The sequence below is a fragment of the Halobaculum roseum genome, from assembly GCF_019880245.1.
GTDB lineage: Archaea > Halobacteriota > Halobacteria > Halobacteriales > Haloferacaceae > Halobaculum > Halobaculum roseum.
Genome location: NZ_CP082286.1, coordinates 760,258 through 774,811, shown reverse-complemented (window position 1 = coordinate 774,811; position 14,554 = coordinate 760,258). Strand labels below are relative to the sequence as shown.

At 69.7% G+C, this 14,554-nt stretch carries 16 protein-coding genes; 9 read left to right on the top strand and 7 right to left on the bottom strand.

Annotation, left to right across the window (positions count from 1 at the left end):
• Positions 1-93: 93 nt before the first annotated feature.
• Entirely contained in the window at positions 94-534 is a 441-nt protein-coding gene (gene cdd, locus K6T36_RS03925) for a cytidine deaminase (RefSeq protein WP_222922684.1), read from the bottom strand.
• 89 nt (positions 535-623) lie between these two features.
• Here cdd and K6T36_RS03920 point away from each other — a divergent pair, with 89 nt between their 5' ends.
• A complete protein-coding gene (locus tag K6T36_RS03920) occupies positions 624-995 on the top strand; it encodes a DUF7520 family protein (protein ID WP_222922683.1) in 372 nt (123 codons plus the stop codon).
• 50 nt (positions 996-1,045) lie between these two features.
• The gene (locus K6T36_RS03915) at positions 1,046-1,309 is read left to right on the top strand and encodes a DUF8142 family protein (protein ID WP_222608954.1); all 264 of its coding nucleotides are present in this window, start codon (positions 1,046-1,048) and stop codon (positions 1,307-1,309) included.
• 38 nt (positions 1,310-1,347) lie between these two features.
• Here K6T36_RS03915 and K6T36_RS03910 read toward each other — a convergent pair whose 3' ends face one another.
• The 3 genes from K6T36_RS03910 to K6T36_RS03900 all read right to left on the bottom strand — a co-directional run bounded on the left by K6T36_RS03910 (position 1,348) and on the right by K6T36_RS03900 (position 4,304).
• Positions 1,348-1,935 carry a GNAT family N-acetyltransferase gene (locus tag K6T36_RS03910; protein WP_222922682.1) on the bottom strand — a complete coding sequence of 196 codons (588 nt, stop codon included), beginning with the start codon at positions 1,933-1,935 and terminating at the stop codon, positions 1,348-1,350.
• Positions 1,936-2,034: 99 nt separating this feature from the next.
• Positions 2,035-2,832, bottom strand: coding sequence for an SDR family NAD(P)-dependent oxidoreductase (locus K6T36_RS03905; protein ID WP_222922681.1), 798 nt, complete (start codon positions 2,830-2,832; stop codon positions 2,035-2,037).
• Between the two features lie 86 nt (positions 2,833-2,918).
• Entirely contained in the window at positions 2,919-4,304 is a 1,386-nt protein-coding gene (locus K6T36_RS03900) for a short-chain fatty acid transporter (RefSeq protein ID WP_222922680.1), read from the bottom strand.
• A gap of 137 nt (positions 4,305-4,441) precedes the next feature.
• Between K6T36_RS03900 and K6T36_RS03895 the strand changes: the two genes are divergently transcribed.
• A complete protein-coding gene (locus K6T36_RS03895) occupies positions 4,442-6,454 on the top strand; it encodes an AMP-binding protein (protein ID WP_222922679.1) in 2,013 nt (670 codons plus the stop codon).
• Here K6T36_RS03895 and K6T36_RS03890 read toward each other — a convergent pair.
• Positions 6,451-6,600, bottom strand: coding sequence for a hypothetical protein (locus K6T36_RS03890; RefSeq protein WP_222922678.1), 150 nt, complete (start codon positions 6,598-6,600; stop codon positions 6,451-6,453). The genes K6T36_RS03895 and K6T36_RS03890 overlap by 4 nt on opposite strands.
• A gap of 161 nt (positions 6,601-6,761) precedes the next feature.
• Here K6T36_RS03890 and K6T36_RS03885 point away from each other — a divergent pair, with 161 nt between their 5' ends.
• From K6T36_RS03885 to K6T36_RS03865, 5 genes are all read left to right on the top strand, one after another.
• Positions 6,762-8,099 carry an ABC transporter substrate-binding protein gene (locus K6T36_RS03885; protein ID WP_225935181.1) on the top strand — a complete coding sequence of 446 codons (1,338 nt, stop codon included), beginning with the start codon at positions 6,762-6,764 and terminating at the stop codon, positions 8,097-8,099.
• A 67-nt stretch (positions 8,100-8,166) separates the two neighbouring features.
• The gene (locus K6T36_RS03880; RefSeq protein WP_222922677.1) at positions 8,167-9,108 is read left to right on the top strand and encodes a branched-chain amino acid ABC transporter permease; all 942 of its coding nucleotides are present in this window, start codon (positions 8,167-8,169) and stop codon (positions 9,106-9,108) included.
• Entirely contained in the window at positions 9,105-10,310 is a 1,206-nt protein-coding gene (locus K6T36_RS03875) for a branched-chain amino acid ABC transporter permease (protein WP_225935180.1), read from the top strand. The genes K6T36_RS03880 and K6T36_RS03875 overlap by 4 nt, the downstream gene beginning before the upstream one ends.
• Positions 10,311-10,314: 4 nt before the next feature.
• Positions 10,315-11,064 carry an ABC transporter ATP-binding protein gene (locus K6T36_RS03870; protein WP_222922676.1) on the top strand — a complete coding sequence of 250 codons (750 nt, stop codon included), beginning with the start codon at positions 10,315-10,317 and terminating at the stop codon, positions 11,062-11,064.
• Complete coding sequence (locus K6T36_RS03865) at positions 11,061-11,807, top strand: branched-chain amino acid ABC transporter ATP-binding protein (RefSeq protein WP_222922675.1); 747 nt, start codon at positions 11,061-11,063, stop codon at positions 11,805-11,807. The genes K6T36_RS03870 and K6T36_RS03865 overlap by 4 nt, the downstream gene beginning before the upstream one ends.
• Positions 11,808-11,861: 54 nt before the next feature.
• On the opposite strand, the gene K6T36_RS03860 is transcribed toward K6T36_RS03865, so the two are convergent.
• A complete protein-coding gene (locus K6T36_RS03860; protein ID WP_222922674.1) occupies positions 11,862-12,581 on the bottom strand; it encodes a helix-turn-helix domain-containing protein in 720 nt (239 codons plus the stop codon).
• Between the two features lie 181 nt (positions 12,582-12,762).
• On the opposite strand from K6T36_RS03860, the gene K6T36_RS03855 reads away from it, so the two are divergent.
• Positions 12,763-13,632: an SDR family oxidoreductase gene (locus K6T36_RS03855; protein ID WP_222922673.1), complete on the top strand. Its 870-nt coding sequence runs from the start codon at positions 12,763-12,765 to the stop codon at positions 13,630-13,632.
• Positions 13,633-13,707: 75 nt separating this feature from the next.
• Here K6T36_RS03855 and K6T36_RS03850 read toward each other — a convergent pair whose 3' ends face one another.
• A complete protein-coding gene (locus K6T36_RS03850; RefSeq protein ID WP_222922672.1) occupies positions 13,708-14,496 on the bottom strand; it encodes an AMP-binding protein in 789 nt (262 codons plus the stop codon).
• Positions 14,497-14,554 lie beyond the last annotated feature (58 nt).

The following is a 14,554-nucleotide window of genomic DNA, read 5'->3' as shown; positions in this document are numbered from 1 at the left end:
GCCGCCGTCCGGCCTCATCTCTCCTCGTCTCCGCGGTTCCGTCGTTCGCCAGTGCTCGTGACCCGTTCGAGTCGTCGACTTCGCGGCCGAGAGCTACCGTTGCCGGCGGCGTTCCGCGGCGTCGGTGAGCGTTTCGAGGCTGATCGTGTCCGGCAGCAGTTCCCCGAGCGTGTACGTCGTGACGCCGTCGCCCTCGTCGCAGACGACCTCCATGTCGGCGTCGCAGAACTCCGCGAGCGTCTGGCGGCACATCCCGCAGGGGGTGACGCCGTCGGCGGCGTCGGAGGCGACCGCGAGGCGGTCGAACTCGGTGTGGCCCCCCTTCACCGCCTCCGCGATGGCGACCTCCTCGGCGTGCAGGGAGTTGGAGTAGTTGGCGTTCTCGATGTTGCAGCCCACGTACACCGTGCCGTCCGCGGTTCGAAGCGCCGCGCCGACCGGGTACTCGGAGTAGGGAACGTACGCGTCGGCGAAGGCGTCGCGGGCGGCCGCGACCAGCGGATCGTCGGCGGGGTCGCCGGAATCGTCCGTCATACCCGAGTCCAGCGACCCCGCGTACTTAACCGTGTGTCGTCGCGCGTCGCACCCGACAGCGCCTTGACGCCGGCGACCCAAGCGCGGCCGTGAGCGACCGAGCGGCCACCGACGGGGTCGAGGACGGCGGCGACGACCGAGCCGGCGACGACCGAGTCGGCGACGACCGATCCAGAGACCGGGAGAGCCTGATCGAGGGGGAACCGAGCGCCGTCGAGGCGTCGGGGCGGCCGTACCTGCTCGGGGCGGCCGCGGCCGTGACGCTGTTCGCGGCCGCCGCGGGCTACGTCGTCGCCGCGAACAACGCCGTCGGTTCGGTCGCGATGTTCGGCGTGGTCACCGTCCCGGGAACCCCGGCGGCCGTCGCGGTGTACGGCGCGGCGCTGTCGGTCGTCGTGCTCGCCGCGCTGTTCGGCCTCGTGACGGTCGCCTCGCGGTTCGACGACGACGCGGTGCGGTAGGCCGAGCGGCCGAACGCGGACCTTTTGTGATCGCGGCACCCACTCCGAGTATGGCGACGAGCGCCCGCGACGGCGGCGAGTCGAGCGAGTTCGGCCCCGACGAGCCCGACGCCGACGAGGACGACGGCCGCGGGCGGTTCTGGGCGGTCCTCGCGGTGCTGCCGTTCCTCGCGATCGGCCTGGGGGACGTGGTGCTCCTGTTGATCTGGGGGATCGACCCGCTGTGGGGCTTCGCGATCCTCCCGCCGATCCTGTTCTGTTCGGTGCTCGCGTACCTCGTGTTCTCGACGGACTTCCTCGAAGGCCGGACCTGATCGCCGGGAGCGGGTCCGATCCCCGTTGAGGCCCGCCGTTATCCTCCGGTGTCGTACTTGTAGGTCGCCTCGTCGGGGTCGATGCCGAAGTCCTCGGCGGTCTCGGTCACCTCCGGCTCCGCGGCGGCCCCGTCGGCGGAGGCGGCCTTGAACCGCTCGCGGAACCGCTCGGGCAGCACGAACTCCTCGCGGTCGAGCCGCAGCGGCGCCGCGTCCTCGCCCTCGTCGGAGCGGACCTGTTCGAGCCGGTCGGCGAGCGCGTCGGGGACCTCGTCGTCCTCGAGGGTCTCGAAGCCGAACTGTTCGAGGTAGCTCGCCGACGGGGTGAAGCAGTAGACCTCGTCGAACTCCTGGTCGCCGGCCTTCTCGATCAGCCGCTCGACGACGTGCGCGCCGATACCCTGCCCGCGCCAGGACTCGAGGACGCCGATCCCGGTCAACTCGACGAAGTCGCCGTCGTCGGTCTTGTGGACCCGCAGGCGGCCGAACCCGGCGCGGGTGTTCGACCCCTCCTCGACCGCGATCACGTAATCGCGCGACCGGAACGACCGCTCGTCGAGCCCCATCTCCTCGATGTGATCGAGCAGCCACGCCTCGTCCCGGTTCTTGGCGTCGCGGACGTACATACCGGAGGCTACGCGGTCCCGTGTGTTACCGTTTGTGGAGGATCCGACGGCGGCAGGTGCGGCGCGGCGACGGGAGTGTTGGGGGATGCTTCGGTCCCGTCACCGCGCCGTCCACCCGCCGTCGACCGCGAGGCACGCGCCCGTCACGTAGCTTGCGGCGTCGCTCGCGAGGAACACGACCGGCCCGGCTATCTCCGCGGCCTCCGCGAACCGCGAGAGGGGGGTTCGGTCGCGGATGGACGCCATCAGCTGTTCGTCCCCCTCGATCCCCGCGGTCATGTCGGTGAGGACGTAACCGGGCGCGACGGCGTTGACGCGGACCTCGGGCGCCCAGTCGAGCGCCATCGACTTCGTGATCCCGACGAGCCCGTGTTTCGAGGCGACGTAGGGGTGTTGGCGCGGGAGGCCGACCAGCCCGGCGACGGAGGCGACGTTGACCATGACGCCGCCGTCGCTCGCGCGCAGGGATTCGGCGGCCGCGCGGGCACAGCGGAACACGCCCCGGAGGTTCACGTCGAGCAGGAACTCGGTGTCGTCCTCGGTCGTCGCCTCCGGCGGGCCGAGCGCGCCGTCGACGCTGACGCCGGCGTTGTTGACGACGATGTCCGGGCCGCCGAGGTCGGCCTCGACGGCCGCCATCAGGTCCGTCACCGCCTCCGGGTCGGTCACGTCGATCGGGTGCGCCAGCGAGTCGACGCCGCGGGACTCGACCGCCGAGACGGCGTCCTCCACGTTCTCCGCCGTTCGGCTCGTCGGCACCACGTCGGCGCCGGCGTTCGCCAGGCCGAGCGCGATCGCCCGGCCGATGCCGCGGGTGCCGCCGGTGACGACGGCGACGCGGTCCGAGAGGTCGAAGGCGGTGGCGGGATCGAAGGCGGCGGCTGTGTCGTCGCTCATACCTGCGGGTCTCGCCGATGTCACTTCGCTCTTGCCGCGGGGACGGCGACGAAAAACGGACGGGAGTCGAGCGCGGGCGGTTCGCCTCAGTACGGAACGAACGTGAGCGCGAGCGCCAGGAACGGAATGAGCAACAGCAGCATCGCCATCCCGTAGCCGAAGATGTCGCGAGCGCGCATCCCGGTGATGCCCAAAAGCGGCAGCGCCCAGAACGGCTGGAACAGGTTCGTGTGCGCGTCGCCGACGGCGTACGCGACCGTCGCCTTGCCGACCGGGACGCCGAGCTCCTGTGCGGCAGCGACGACCGTCGGCCCCACGACCGTCCACTCGCCGCCGCCGGAGGGGACGAAGAGGTTGATGAATCCCGCGGTGATCCACGCGATGGCCGGGAACGTCGTCGGCGTCGCGACGCTCACCAGCGCGTTCGCGAGCGTCTCGGTGAGCCCGGAGCCGTTCATCATCCCGATGATCCCCGCGTAGAACGGGAACTGGAGGATGATGCCGCCGGTCGCGGTGACGGCGTCGTAGAACTGCTCCTGGTAGGCGCGCGGCCGCGTGAACAGCAGCAGGCCGACGAACATGAACGCGAAGTTGACGACGTTGAGGTTCAGCGCGTTCAGCCCCTCGTTCGCGAACGTCCACACCGAGAAGGCGACGCCGGCGAACGCGATCAGGCCGCCCACGAGGCGACTCTGGTCGACGGCGTCGGCGGGGGTGTCGATGTCCGGCCCCGAGGCGTCCGCCGAGTCCTCCAGCTCGGCCTCGTCGACGTACTCGTCGATCCCCTCGGCGTTCTCGGGGTCGGGCGCGAGCAGGTACAGCACGAGCGACGCGTAGACGATGGCGAGCACCGTCAGCGTGAGCGAGTACGACGAGAACACCGTCTGGGAGATGGGCACGAGCCCGTCGAGCACGCCCTGCTCGATGAACACGTTGTCGGGGGTGTTGATGAGCAGCGGCGCCGACCCGGCCAGCCCCCAGTGCCACGTCAGCCCGAGGCCCATGTAGCCCGCGATGCACAGCAGCGGGTAGTGGACCTTGACGCCGCGCTGGTACGCCTGGCGGCCGACCTCGCGGGCGAGGACGGCGCCGACGATGAGGCCCATCCCCCACTGGATCCACGAGGCGACCATCGCGACGACGCCGACGAGCACGACCGCGCCGGCGCCGGAGTCGGTCACCCCGGCGAGCCGCCCGATCAGGTTCTGCACGCGCGGGTGATACGCGATGGCGTATCCGGTCACGAGGATGAGCACCATCTGCATCCCGAAGGTGAGCAGCGCCCAGAAGCCGCCGTACCAGTGGCCGACCATCGCCGCGGGCCCCTCGCCCTCCAACAGGACGCCCCCGAGGAAGACGACGTAGCTCAACAGGATCGCGAACAGGAACGGGCTCGGCATCCACCGCTCCACGGTGCCCGCCAATCTGCGTCCGAATCGCTGTACGACCGTGCCACCGCCACGTGTTGACATACACCCGGGAGAGGTAGAGCGGGTCCGATAAAACCCCCGTCAGACGAACGAGTGACGCGTCTCCCGACTCGAGCCGACACGGGACGGCGCGAGCCACCGGCAAACATACTTACCCCACGGGAGAACCGTCCGACGACATGGCCCCGACGGAGGTCGACACGGACGAGATCGTCCACGAGCCCGAGGAGGCGTTCGCCGAGGCGACGAACGTCCGCGCGTTCATGCGCGAGTACGGCATCGACGACTACGAGGAGCTGATCGAGCGTACCACCACCGAGCTGGAGGACGAACCCGCGTCGGGCGTCGACTGGTTCTGGGACGAGCTGGTCGAGTACCTCGACATCGACTTCTACGAGGAGTACGACGAGGTGCGCGACGACACGGACGGGCCGCAGTTCTCCGACTGGTACCCCGGCGGCGAGATCAACGTCGCGCACAACGTCCTCGACCGCCACGCCGCCGGCGACGCCCGCGACGACGTGGCGTGCGTCTGGGAGGGCGAACCCGGCGACGTTCGCGAGGTCACCTTCGGCGACCTCCACGAGCAGAGCAATCGCGTCGCCAACTACCTGGAGTCGCGGGGGGTCGAAACCGGCGACACCGTCGGCCTCTACATGGCGATGGTGCCGGAGGTCATGAGCATCCTCTACGGCTGCTTCAAGGTCGGCGCCATCGCGGTGCCGATCTTCTCCGGCTTCGGCGTCGACGCGACGGCGACGCGGATCGACGACTCCGAGTGTTCGGTGCTGTTCACCGGCGACGGCTTCTACCGCCGGGGCAGCGAGGTGCTCCTGAAGGACACCGCCGACGAGGCGATCGACGAGGTCGGCCACGTCGAGAACGTGGTGGTGTACGACCGATTGGGCGCCAGCGACGAGGGGTCCGACCTCGACATCCCGTGGGACGACGGTCGCGACGAGTGGTGGGCGGACGCGGTCGCCGAGCGGTCCGCCGAGTACGAGACGAAGTCGCTCCCCAGCGACCAGGAGTCGATGCTGCTGTACTCCTCGGGGACGACGGGGACCCCGAAGGGGATCGTTCACACCCACGCGGGCGTGCAGCTGCAGTGCGCCAAGGAGATCCACTTCGGGTTCGACCAGAAGCCCGACGACGTGTTCTGGTGGGTGTCGGACATCGGCTGGATGATGGGGCCGTGGACCCTCATCGGGAACCACACCTTCGGCGGGACGATCCTGATGTACGAGGGCGCGCCCGACCACCCCGGTCCGGACCGCTTCTGGGAGACGATCGACCGCCACGACGTGACGCAGTTCGGCATCTCGCCGACGGCGATCCGCGCGCTGCGCAAGCACGGCGACGACCACGTCGAGGGCCACGATCTCTCCAGCCTCCGGATCCTCGGGTCGACGGGCGAGCCCTGGGACCCCGAGTCGTGGCTGTGGTTCTACGAGCACGTCGGGAACGGCGAGATCCCGATCGTCAACATCTCCGGCGGCACGGAGATCTGCGGCTGTTTCCTCATGCCGATGCCGGATCAGCCGCTCAAGCCGTGCACCCTCGGCGGCCCCGGGCTGGGCATGGACATCGACATCGTCGACGAGGCCGGCGAGTCGATCGCCGACACCCACGAGCGGGGGTACCTCGTCGCGCGCGACTCCTGTCCCTCGATGACGAAGAGCCTCTGGTCGGGCGACGAACGGTACCTGGAGGAGTACTGGTCCAAGTTCACGGACCCGCCGCTGTGGAACCACGGCGACTGGGCCCAGAAGGACGAGGACGGCTTCTGGTTCCTCCACGGCCGCGCCGACGACACGCTCAACGTCGCCGGCCGGAAGGTCGGCCCCGCCGAGATCGAGGGCGTGCTCATCGACCACGACGCCGTCAACCAGGCGGTCGCCGTCGGCGTCGACGACGAGACGACCGGCACCGCCGTCGTCACCTACGTCGTGCTCGAACCGGGCGTCGAGCCGGACGACGAGCTGCGCGAGGAGCTTCGCGCGCTCGTCGGCGAGGAGCACGGCAAGCCGTTCCGCCCCCGCGAGATCCTGTTCGTCGATGAGTTCCCCAAGACGCAGTCGGGGAAGATCATCCGCCGCGCGGTCGCGTCGGTGTACGAGGGCGAGGACCCCGGCGACCTCTCGTCGATGGAGAACCCCGAGGCGCTGGAGGCGCTGGAGGAGGCGAGCTAGCGGGAGGAGAGCGGGACGGTATCGAGTTCGATCACCTGTTCTTCCGGTGGGGGGCGGCCGGCGGCGACGATCGCGGCCGTCGCGTCGGCCGATCGCTCGTCGGTCGGAAGCGTGAATGCACCGCCCACCGCGGGGTGCGCGAGCATGCCGGCCGCGACCGTCCGACACGGCGTCCGTTTACACGTCAACCTCCGGTTATTCGGCCGTCGGCACCGTCGTCATCGATCGTGACAGTAAGTGCCGTCGCGACGCCGGGAAGCGGTGCGGTCGCGCGCCCGCGTCGGGCACGTCACGGGGACTTCGAAGGATGACTCAGGACACACCGACGGACGAAGACGGGGGAATGAACCGACGAACGATGCTCGCCGCGACCGGCGGAACGGCCGTCGCGGCCGCGTTGGCTGGCTGCAGCACGTTGCTGGGTGACTCAGGGACCCAGGCACAGGCCGACGACGCGGACGTCCCGGACGAGCCGATCCAGGCCGGGCTGCAGACGTTTACCGAGGGAGCCGCGGCGGTTCTCGGGCTGCAGGCGCAGTACGGCGCCGAGCTCGCCGTCCAGCGGATCAACGACGCCGGCGGTATCGCCGGGCGAGAGATGGAGCTGGAGACCGTTCACGAGGCCGACGCCCACATCGAGAACTACACGCAGTTCGTGGACGAGGGGAAGGAGGTCACCTTCGGCCCGATCTCCAGCGGCGGGCACGCGGCGTTGGCCCCGGAGGTCGAGTCGCAGGGCGTGGTGAACGTCTCCACCGACGGGACCGTCACGACGCTGTACGAGGAGACCGTCGACGACCCGACCTACTCGTTCCGCTTCCAGAACTACGACGTGATGGAGTGTGTCACGGCCGCCCGCGAGGCCGTCTCGCGGTTCGGCGCGGAGAACATCGACACCATCGCGGGCATCAACCCGAACTACGCGTTCGGACAGGACGAGTGGAAGTTCTTCGAGCTCGCGATGAACAAGCTGGTCGACGGCGGCGTCGAGACGGTGTACGAGGGGTTCCCGGACCTGGGCGCGACGGACATGTCGACCCACATCACCGAGATCAACAACGTCGAGCCGGACGTGACGTTCTCCAGCCAGTGGGGCGGCGACGTGACGACGATGATGAACCAGGCGGCGGCCAACGACATGTTCGACAACACGCAGCTGGTCGGCACCGTCCTCTACAGCGCCGTCGACGAGCTCGAGCGGGACGTCATCGAGTCCGCCGAGGCCGTCTCCGGGTCGCGCAACTGGTACTGGGACTTCCCGAACCGTTCGCGCTGGGCGCCCAACGGGGACACCTTCTCGGATGCGCGCGAGGAGTGGGACATCGTCCCGACGGCCCATTTCATGAGCGGGTACGGCGCCGTCACCGCGTGGGCGACCGCGACCGCGAAGCTGGTCGACGTCATCGGCGGCTGGCCGAGTCAGGACCAGATCGCGCGCGGACTGGAGGGGCACGGGTTCTACACGCCCGCCGGCTACCACGTCATGGGGACGGGCCACCAGGGGAAATCGAACGCGTTCTCCGGGCGCATGGAGTGGTCCGAGGACGTCGGCGCCGCGGTGCTGTCGGACGTGAACGCCTACGCCCCCCAGGAGGTGTCGCCGCCGGAGGGAACGACCGCCGAGGAGTGGGTGAACAGTTGGTGACCCGAACGACGGTCGCAGCGGGGACGCGCGTCCACGACCGCAGCACGCGACCACCACACGACAACACATGCCAGTAGACCTCTCGAACCTGCTCGTCCACACGCTCAACGGGGTCCAGTACGGATTTATCCTGTTCCTCATCGCCTCGGGGCTGACCGTCATCCTGGGGATCCTCGACGTGTTGAACCTCGCGCACGGGGAGCTGTTCGCGTTCGGCGCGTACGTCGCCTTCTCCGTGTTCGGCTACGTCACGGGCGCGATCGCGCCCCCCTCGGGGGCCGGCGGGCTCGCGCTGTTTCTCGCGGTGTCGCTGGGGGCGGCCGTGCTCGCGGCGCTCGCGGTCGTCCCGCTCGGGGCGGCGATCGAGGCGGTGTTCCTCAGGCGGCTGTACGGCCGCGACGAGGTGTATCAGCTCGTGTTCACGTTCGGGCTGCTGCTGATAATCAAGGACCTGAACAAGCTGATCTGGGGGCCGACGCCCGTCCGCGTGCAGTCCGTCTACAGCGGCATCAACCGGATCCCGGCGGCCGAGCTGGTCGGCCTCAACTTCCCGACGTACAAGCTCGTCATCATCGCCGTCGGCGCTGTCGTCGTCGCGGCGCTGTTCTGGTTCTTCGACCGGACGAAGACCGGACGGCTCATCCGTGCGACCGCGATCGACCGGGAGATGGCGACCGCCATCGGCGTCAGCACCGACCGGACGTTCACGCTGGTGTTCGCGCTCGGCGCGTTCCTCGCCGGCTTCGCCGGCGCCATCGCGCTCCCGCAGAGCACCGCCAACCTCGCCATGGGGGCGAACCCGCTGGTGCTGTCGTTCGTCGTCATCGTCATCGGCGGGCTGGGCAGCCTCCGCGGCGCGTTCGTCGCCGCGTTGCTCGTCGGCGTGCTCAGTCGATGGGCGGTCTGGCAGTACCCGCCCGCGGAGCTCGCGGCGCCGTTCGCGATCATGATCCTCGTCCTGCTCGTCAAGCCCGACGGGCTGTTCGGGACCTGGGGTGAGACGGCGTGAGCGACGACGGAACCGCTGCGGACGCCGGGTCAGCGTCCCGCGAGGGACGGCTCCCCGGGATCGTCACCCGCGACGGGGATCGGTACGTCCGCGTCACGCGCGGGCTGGAGCTGCCGCCGCGGCGGGCGGCGCTCGGACTGCTCGGTGTGATCCTGTTCGTCGCGGTGCCCGACCTCGCGACGCTGTCGCCGCTGCTGCAGCTTCAGGTCGTCCACCAGGGCGTCCTGTTCGGGCTGGCGGCGGTCGGGCTGAACCTGCTGTTGCGGCACACGCGGCTCGTCTCGTTCGGCCACGCGGCCTTCTTCGGGACCGGCGCGTACGCGGCCGCGATACTGGCGACCCACTTCGACGTGACGAGCATGCTGCTGTTGCTTGCGGGGGCGACGCTGTTCGGGACGCTGATGGCCGGCGTCGTCGGCTACCTCTCGCTTCGCCACACGGGGCTGTACTTCTCGCTGCTGACGCTCGCGTTCGGTCAGTTGCTGTACGCGGTCGTCATCGGGCAGGGGTATTTCGGCTCCAGCGACGGGCTCTCGGTGCGTCCCGGCGAGGCGAACCAGGCGCTGTTGTTCGGCGTCGAGTTCGGCTCGGAGGCGTACAGCGTCATCGTCTACTACCTGACCGTGCTGGTCGTGGTGGTCGGGCTGCTCGTGATGTGGCGGGTGATCAACTCCCCGTTCGGCAACGCGCTCGACGCCATCGGGCAGAACCGGACCCGCGCGCGGTTCATCGGGATCCCGGTCCGACGGTACGTGCTCGCCGCGTTCGTCCTCTCGGGGGTGTACGGCGGGCTCGCCGGCGGCATGTACGGGCTCGTCCAACAGCACGTCCGGCCGGAGTCGACGCTGTATTTCCTGCGCTCGGGCGACATCCTGTTCATGGCGATCCTCGGCGGGTTCCAGACGCTCGTCGGGCCGCTCGTCGGCGGCATCGTCCTCGTGTTCCTGCAGGACGTGGGCCGCGACGTGACGAGCTACTTCGACGCCCTGACCGGCGTCGTGCTCGTCGCGCTCGTGTTCGGCTTCCCGCGCGGCATCGTCGGGTCGCTGAAGCGCGGGAGCCCGTTCCGCGAGCGCCTCGGGCGGCTCGCGGCGGACCCGTCGCTGGCCGCGACGTGGCTTCGGGGGGCGAGAGACGCCGCCGTCGCCGCCGCGTATCGCGCGGGAGAGAACCTGCGGATCCTCCTGTTCGGGGTGAACTGAACGGATGCTCGAAGCACGCAACCTAACCAAACGATTCGGAAAGCTGGTCGCGACGGACGACGTCACCGTGGAGTTCGGCCGCGAGGACGGCGAGATGGTGTTCATCGTCGGCCCGAACGGCGCGGGGAAGACGACGCTGGTGAACCTCCTGACGGGGCTGCTCTCCCCGGACTCGGGCAGCGTCGTCCTCGACGGAACCGACATCGGCGGGCTCCGCCCCGACGAGCGGGTCCACGAGGGGCTCGTCCGGAGCTTCCAGGTCGTTCACGTCTTCGAGGAGATGACCGTCCGCGAGAACCTCCGGACGGCCGTGCTCTCCGAGCGGGGGAAGACCCGGAGCGCGTTCAGTTTCAGCGACGAACACGAGGAGGTCGAGTCCGCGGTCGACGACCTGGTCGACCGCTTCCGGCTCCGGGACCGGGAACACGAGATCGCCGAGACGCTCCCGCACGGGGACCGAAAGCTGCTCGACGTCGCGATGTCGTTCGGGCTCGATCCGAAGTACCTGCTCCTCGACGAGCCGACCGCGGGGGTCTCCGCCGAGGAGACCGAACACGTCATCGAGACGATTGTCGAGGTGGGCGAGGCCCAGGGGGTCACGACCGTCGCGATCGAACACGACATGGACATCGTCAGCGCGTACGCCGACCGCGTGATCGCGCTCCACCGGGGCGGCGTCCTCGGGGAGGGTGGCCCCTCGATCCTGGAGACCGATGACCGCCTCCGGCGGGTACTGTTGGGGGTGGAGGAATGAGCCACGAGGACGCCGAGCCCCTCCTCTCGGTGGAGGGGCTGGAGGCCGCAGTCGAGGGGTTCCCGGTGACCGAGGGCGTCTCTCTCGAGGTCGATCGCGGCGAGGCGATCGGGCTCGTCGGCCGCAACGGCGCCGGCAAGACGACGACCTTCCGGGGGATCATGGGACTGGCCGAGGTGCTGTCCGGTTCCGTTCGGTTCCGCGGCGAGGAGTTGACGGACGTCCGGCCGGAACTCGTCCCGAAGCGCGGGATCGGCTATCAGCCCGAGGACCGGAAGCTGTTCTCCGGGATGTCCGTCGACGAGAACTTCCGGCTCCCGATCTGGTCTGCCGGCGACGCGCGCGGCATCGACGACGAGGACGCCGTCGTCGAGGAGGTGTACGACCTGCTCGACGAACTCGACGACAGGCGCGAGGCGAAGGTCGAGAACCTCAGCGGCGGCCAGGCGAAGATGGTCGCGATCGGACGGGCGCTCGCGCTCCGCCCCGACCTGCTCATCCTCGACGAGCCGCTGGAGGGCCTGGCCCCGGTCGTCGTCGAGAAGCTGAAGGGGTACATCCGGGACATCAACGAACGCGGGATCGCGGTGCTGATCGCGGAGTCGAACGCGACGCACGTCCCCGAGATCGTCGACGAGCTCGCGGTCATCGAACGCGGCGAGATCGTCGCCCGGGGCGAGCCGGAGCCGATCGTCGGGGACGAGGAGCTGACGAAGCTGATGCAGGGCAGCGGCCGGGAGTAAGGGCAGTGGCGCCGCCGATCGCTGCCGCGACCGCGGGCGCCGGCCGACCGTGAATCAGTCTGGGGCGTCGTCGACATCGATGTCGTCCATCGCCTCCGTCACCTGCCCGAGGAGCTTCCGTTGGCCGCGACGGAGGTTCTTCGAGACGGCCATCTTCGAGACGTCGAACTCGTCCGCGAGCGTCGACAGCGTCGCGTCCCTCGGGGTCGTAAAATACCCGTCCGAGACGGCCGTCCGCAGCGTCTCCCGTTCGACGGTCGACAGGTCACGACACGCGTTCAGCAGGGTCGTCGCGGCCCCGACGTTCCGCATGAGGTCGGAGTACTCCTCCAGGTCCATCGAGTCGCGCGACTCGACGGAGAAGTCGTTGTTCCTCGACAGCGCCGAGAGCGCGCCGTCGGCCGTCGACCGTCGATCGAACCCGACGTGCCAGGTCTCGCTGCCGTCGGCGATCTCGAACGGCCCGGTGATGTAGCCGTCCCGGTCGCGGATCACCCGCATCGCGTCCGTCTGGCCGATTCTCGAACGGATCAACGCGACCTCCCCCTCCCGCTTGATCAGGTCGTAGCCGCGCATGTTGTCGTGTGCCCGGAGCGTCGAGAGCGCGTTATCGAGCGCCCCCCAGTCGGCCCCTCTCACCATGATCCTGGTTTCCAACAGCTCCCTGGCGGTGTTGAAGTCCCACTGCTTGGCGGAGAAGGACACGTCGTGGTCGACGGTCGTGTCGATGTACGGACAGTCGTACTGGACCATGTCCATCTGCAGTGATATCATTTAGCACACCTCCCGGAGTGTCTCGGGTATCGTTTCATAAAGCTACTCCTCGCGGGCGAGACCGTCGACGGGCGAAGACGGGTCTGGCGGACCGTCGGGGGACGGTCGGTATGGTCGGGGGGGACGGTCGGTATACATGTGAACCCGCCGTTATTCGGGGACGGCGGTCGACCGATCGCCAATGACGGACTCCGACACGCCGGAGCGACTCGAGGCGCGCCCGGTGAACGCCGAGACGGTGTTGACCGTCGACGACGACCACTTCACGTCGGACTCGGTGTGTCTCGTCACCGGCGGCGCCTCCGGCATCGGTCGGGCGACCGCCCTCGCGATGGCGACGAACGGCCTGACCGCCGTGGCGACCGACGTCGACGAGGACGGACTCGCGGAGACGGTGGACATGGCGGCCGACCTCGCCGCGCCGGGGGGCGTCGAGACGGTCGCCGGCGACCTGACCGACGACGGGGACATCGAGCGGATCGTCGAGACGGCCGCGGGACACGGCGACCTCCGCTACCTCGCGAACGTCGCCGGCATGCAGCACATCGACGCCATCGAGGACTTCCCGATGGAGCAGTACGACCGCATGCACGACGTGATGGTGCGCGCCCCGCTGCACCTCGCGAAGCGGACGATCCCCCACGTTCGGGCGACCGACGACGGCGTCGGCGCGGTCGGGAACATGGCGTCCGTCCACGGCCACTACGTCACCGCCGACAAGGTCGGCTACAACGTCTCGAAGTTCGGGCTCCGGGGGCTCACCCAGTCGATCGCCGCGGAGGGCGACGGCGACCTTCGGTCGTTCTCGATCAGCACGGGCTACGTGAAGACGCCGCTCGTCACCGGCCAGATCCCGGACACTGCGGAGCAACGCGGCCTGACGGTCGACGAGGTGATCGACGACGTGATGCTCGGCCAGTCGCGCGTCAAGGAGATGATGGACCCGGTCGACGTCGCCAACCTGTTCGTCTTCGGCTTCTCGACGCACGCCCGCCACCTGAACGGCGGCGACCTGCCGTTCGACGGCGGGATGACGCTCACCTACGAGTGACCCGACGGGAAGACCGACACGAGCGCGCCCGAGAACCGTCGCCGACGCCGACCCGCGGTCGCACGCGACGATCGCTCACAGTCGCACGTCCGCCACGTCGAGGACGGCGGACTCGTCGTCGCCCCCGCGGGCCGCGACGACCGTAGCCGTCGCGTCGAACGGGGCGTCCCCGTTCGGGAGGGCGATCGCCCCGCCCGCGACCAGCGGCGCGAGCACGCCCGCCGCGACCGCCCGCGGGTCCGACAGCGGGGCCCGCACGGCGACCCGGGAGTCCGCGTCGAGGTCGAGCGCGTCGACCGCCTCGCCGGCGGCGGCGAGCAGGTCGGCGTGCGAGTACGCCCGGTCGTCGTCGGTGGCCCTCTCTCCGGCCGCGTCGCCGGCGGCATCGCCGACGCGACCGCGGAGAACCGGGTCGGCCGGGTCGTGGAACGTCGGCGGGAACGCGGGGTTCTCGCTCCACACCTCCCCTTCCCAGTGGGTCGTCCCCGGGCGGTCGGGGTCGCCGCCGAACGCGACGAGCTTCGATCCCCCGGGGAGGTCGAACTCGCCCTCCCGTTCGACCGGGACGACGACCGCGCGGGCGTCGCACTCGGGGTCGATGTCGGACGCGAACTCCGTAACTGCGCCCAGCAGCGCGGCCCCGAGGAAGGTGAACACCGCCTGCGGGTGGGGGTCGGCGTCGACGACGAGTCGGTCGCCCTCGCGAACGCCCACGTGGCTGAGGACGTTGCCGGCCTTGGCGGCGGTGTTGCACAGGTCGAAGTAGCTGTACGTCCGATCGAGCGCGGCCGCGTGGAGGGCGGGACGCTCGCTGCGGCGCTCGCGGTCGACGAGGTCGCCGACGAGCGAGAACTCCTGGGTCATGCGGGGCCGTTGGAGCGGGGCGACCAAGAGGGGTCCGGCACAGTCGTGCGATCCCGGC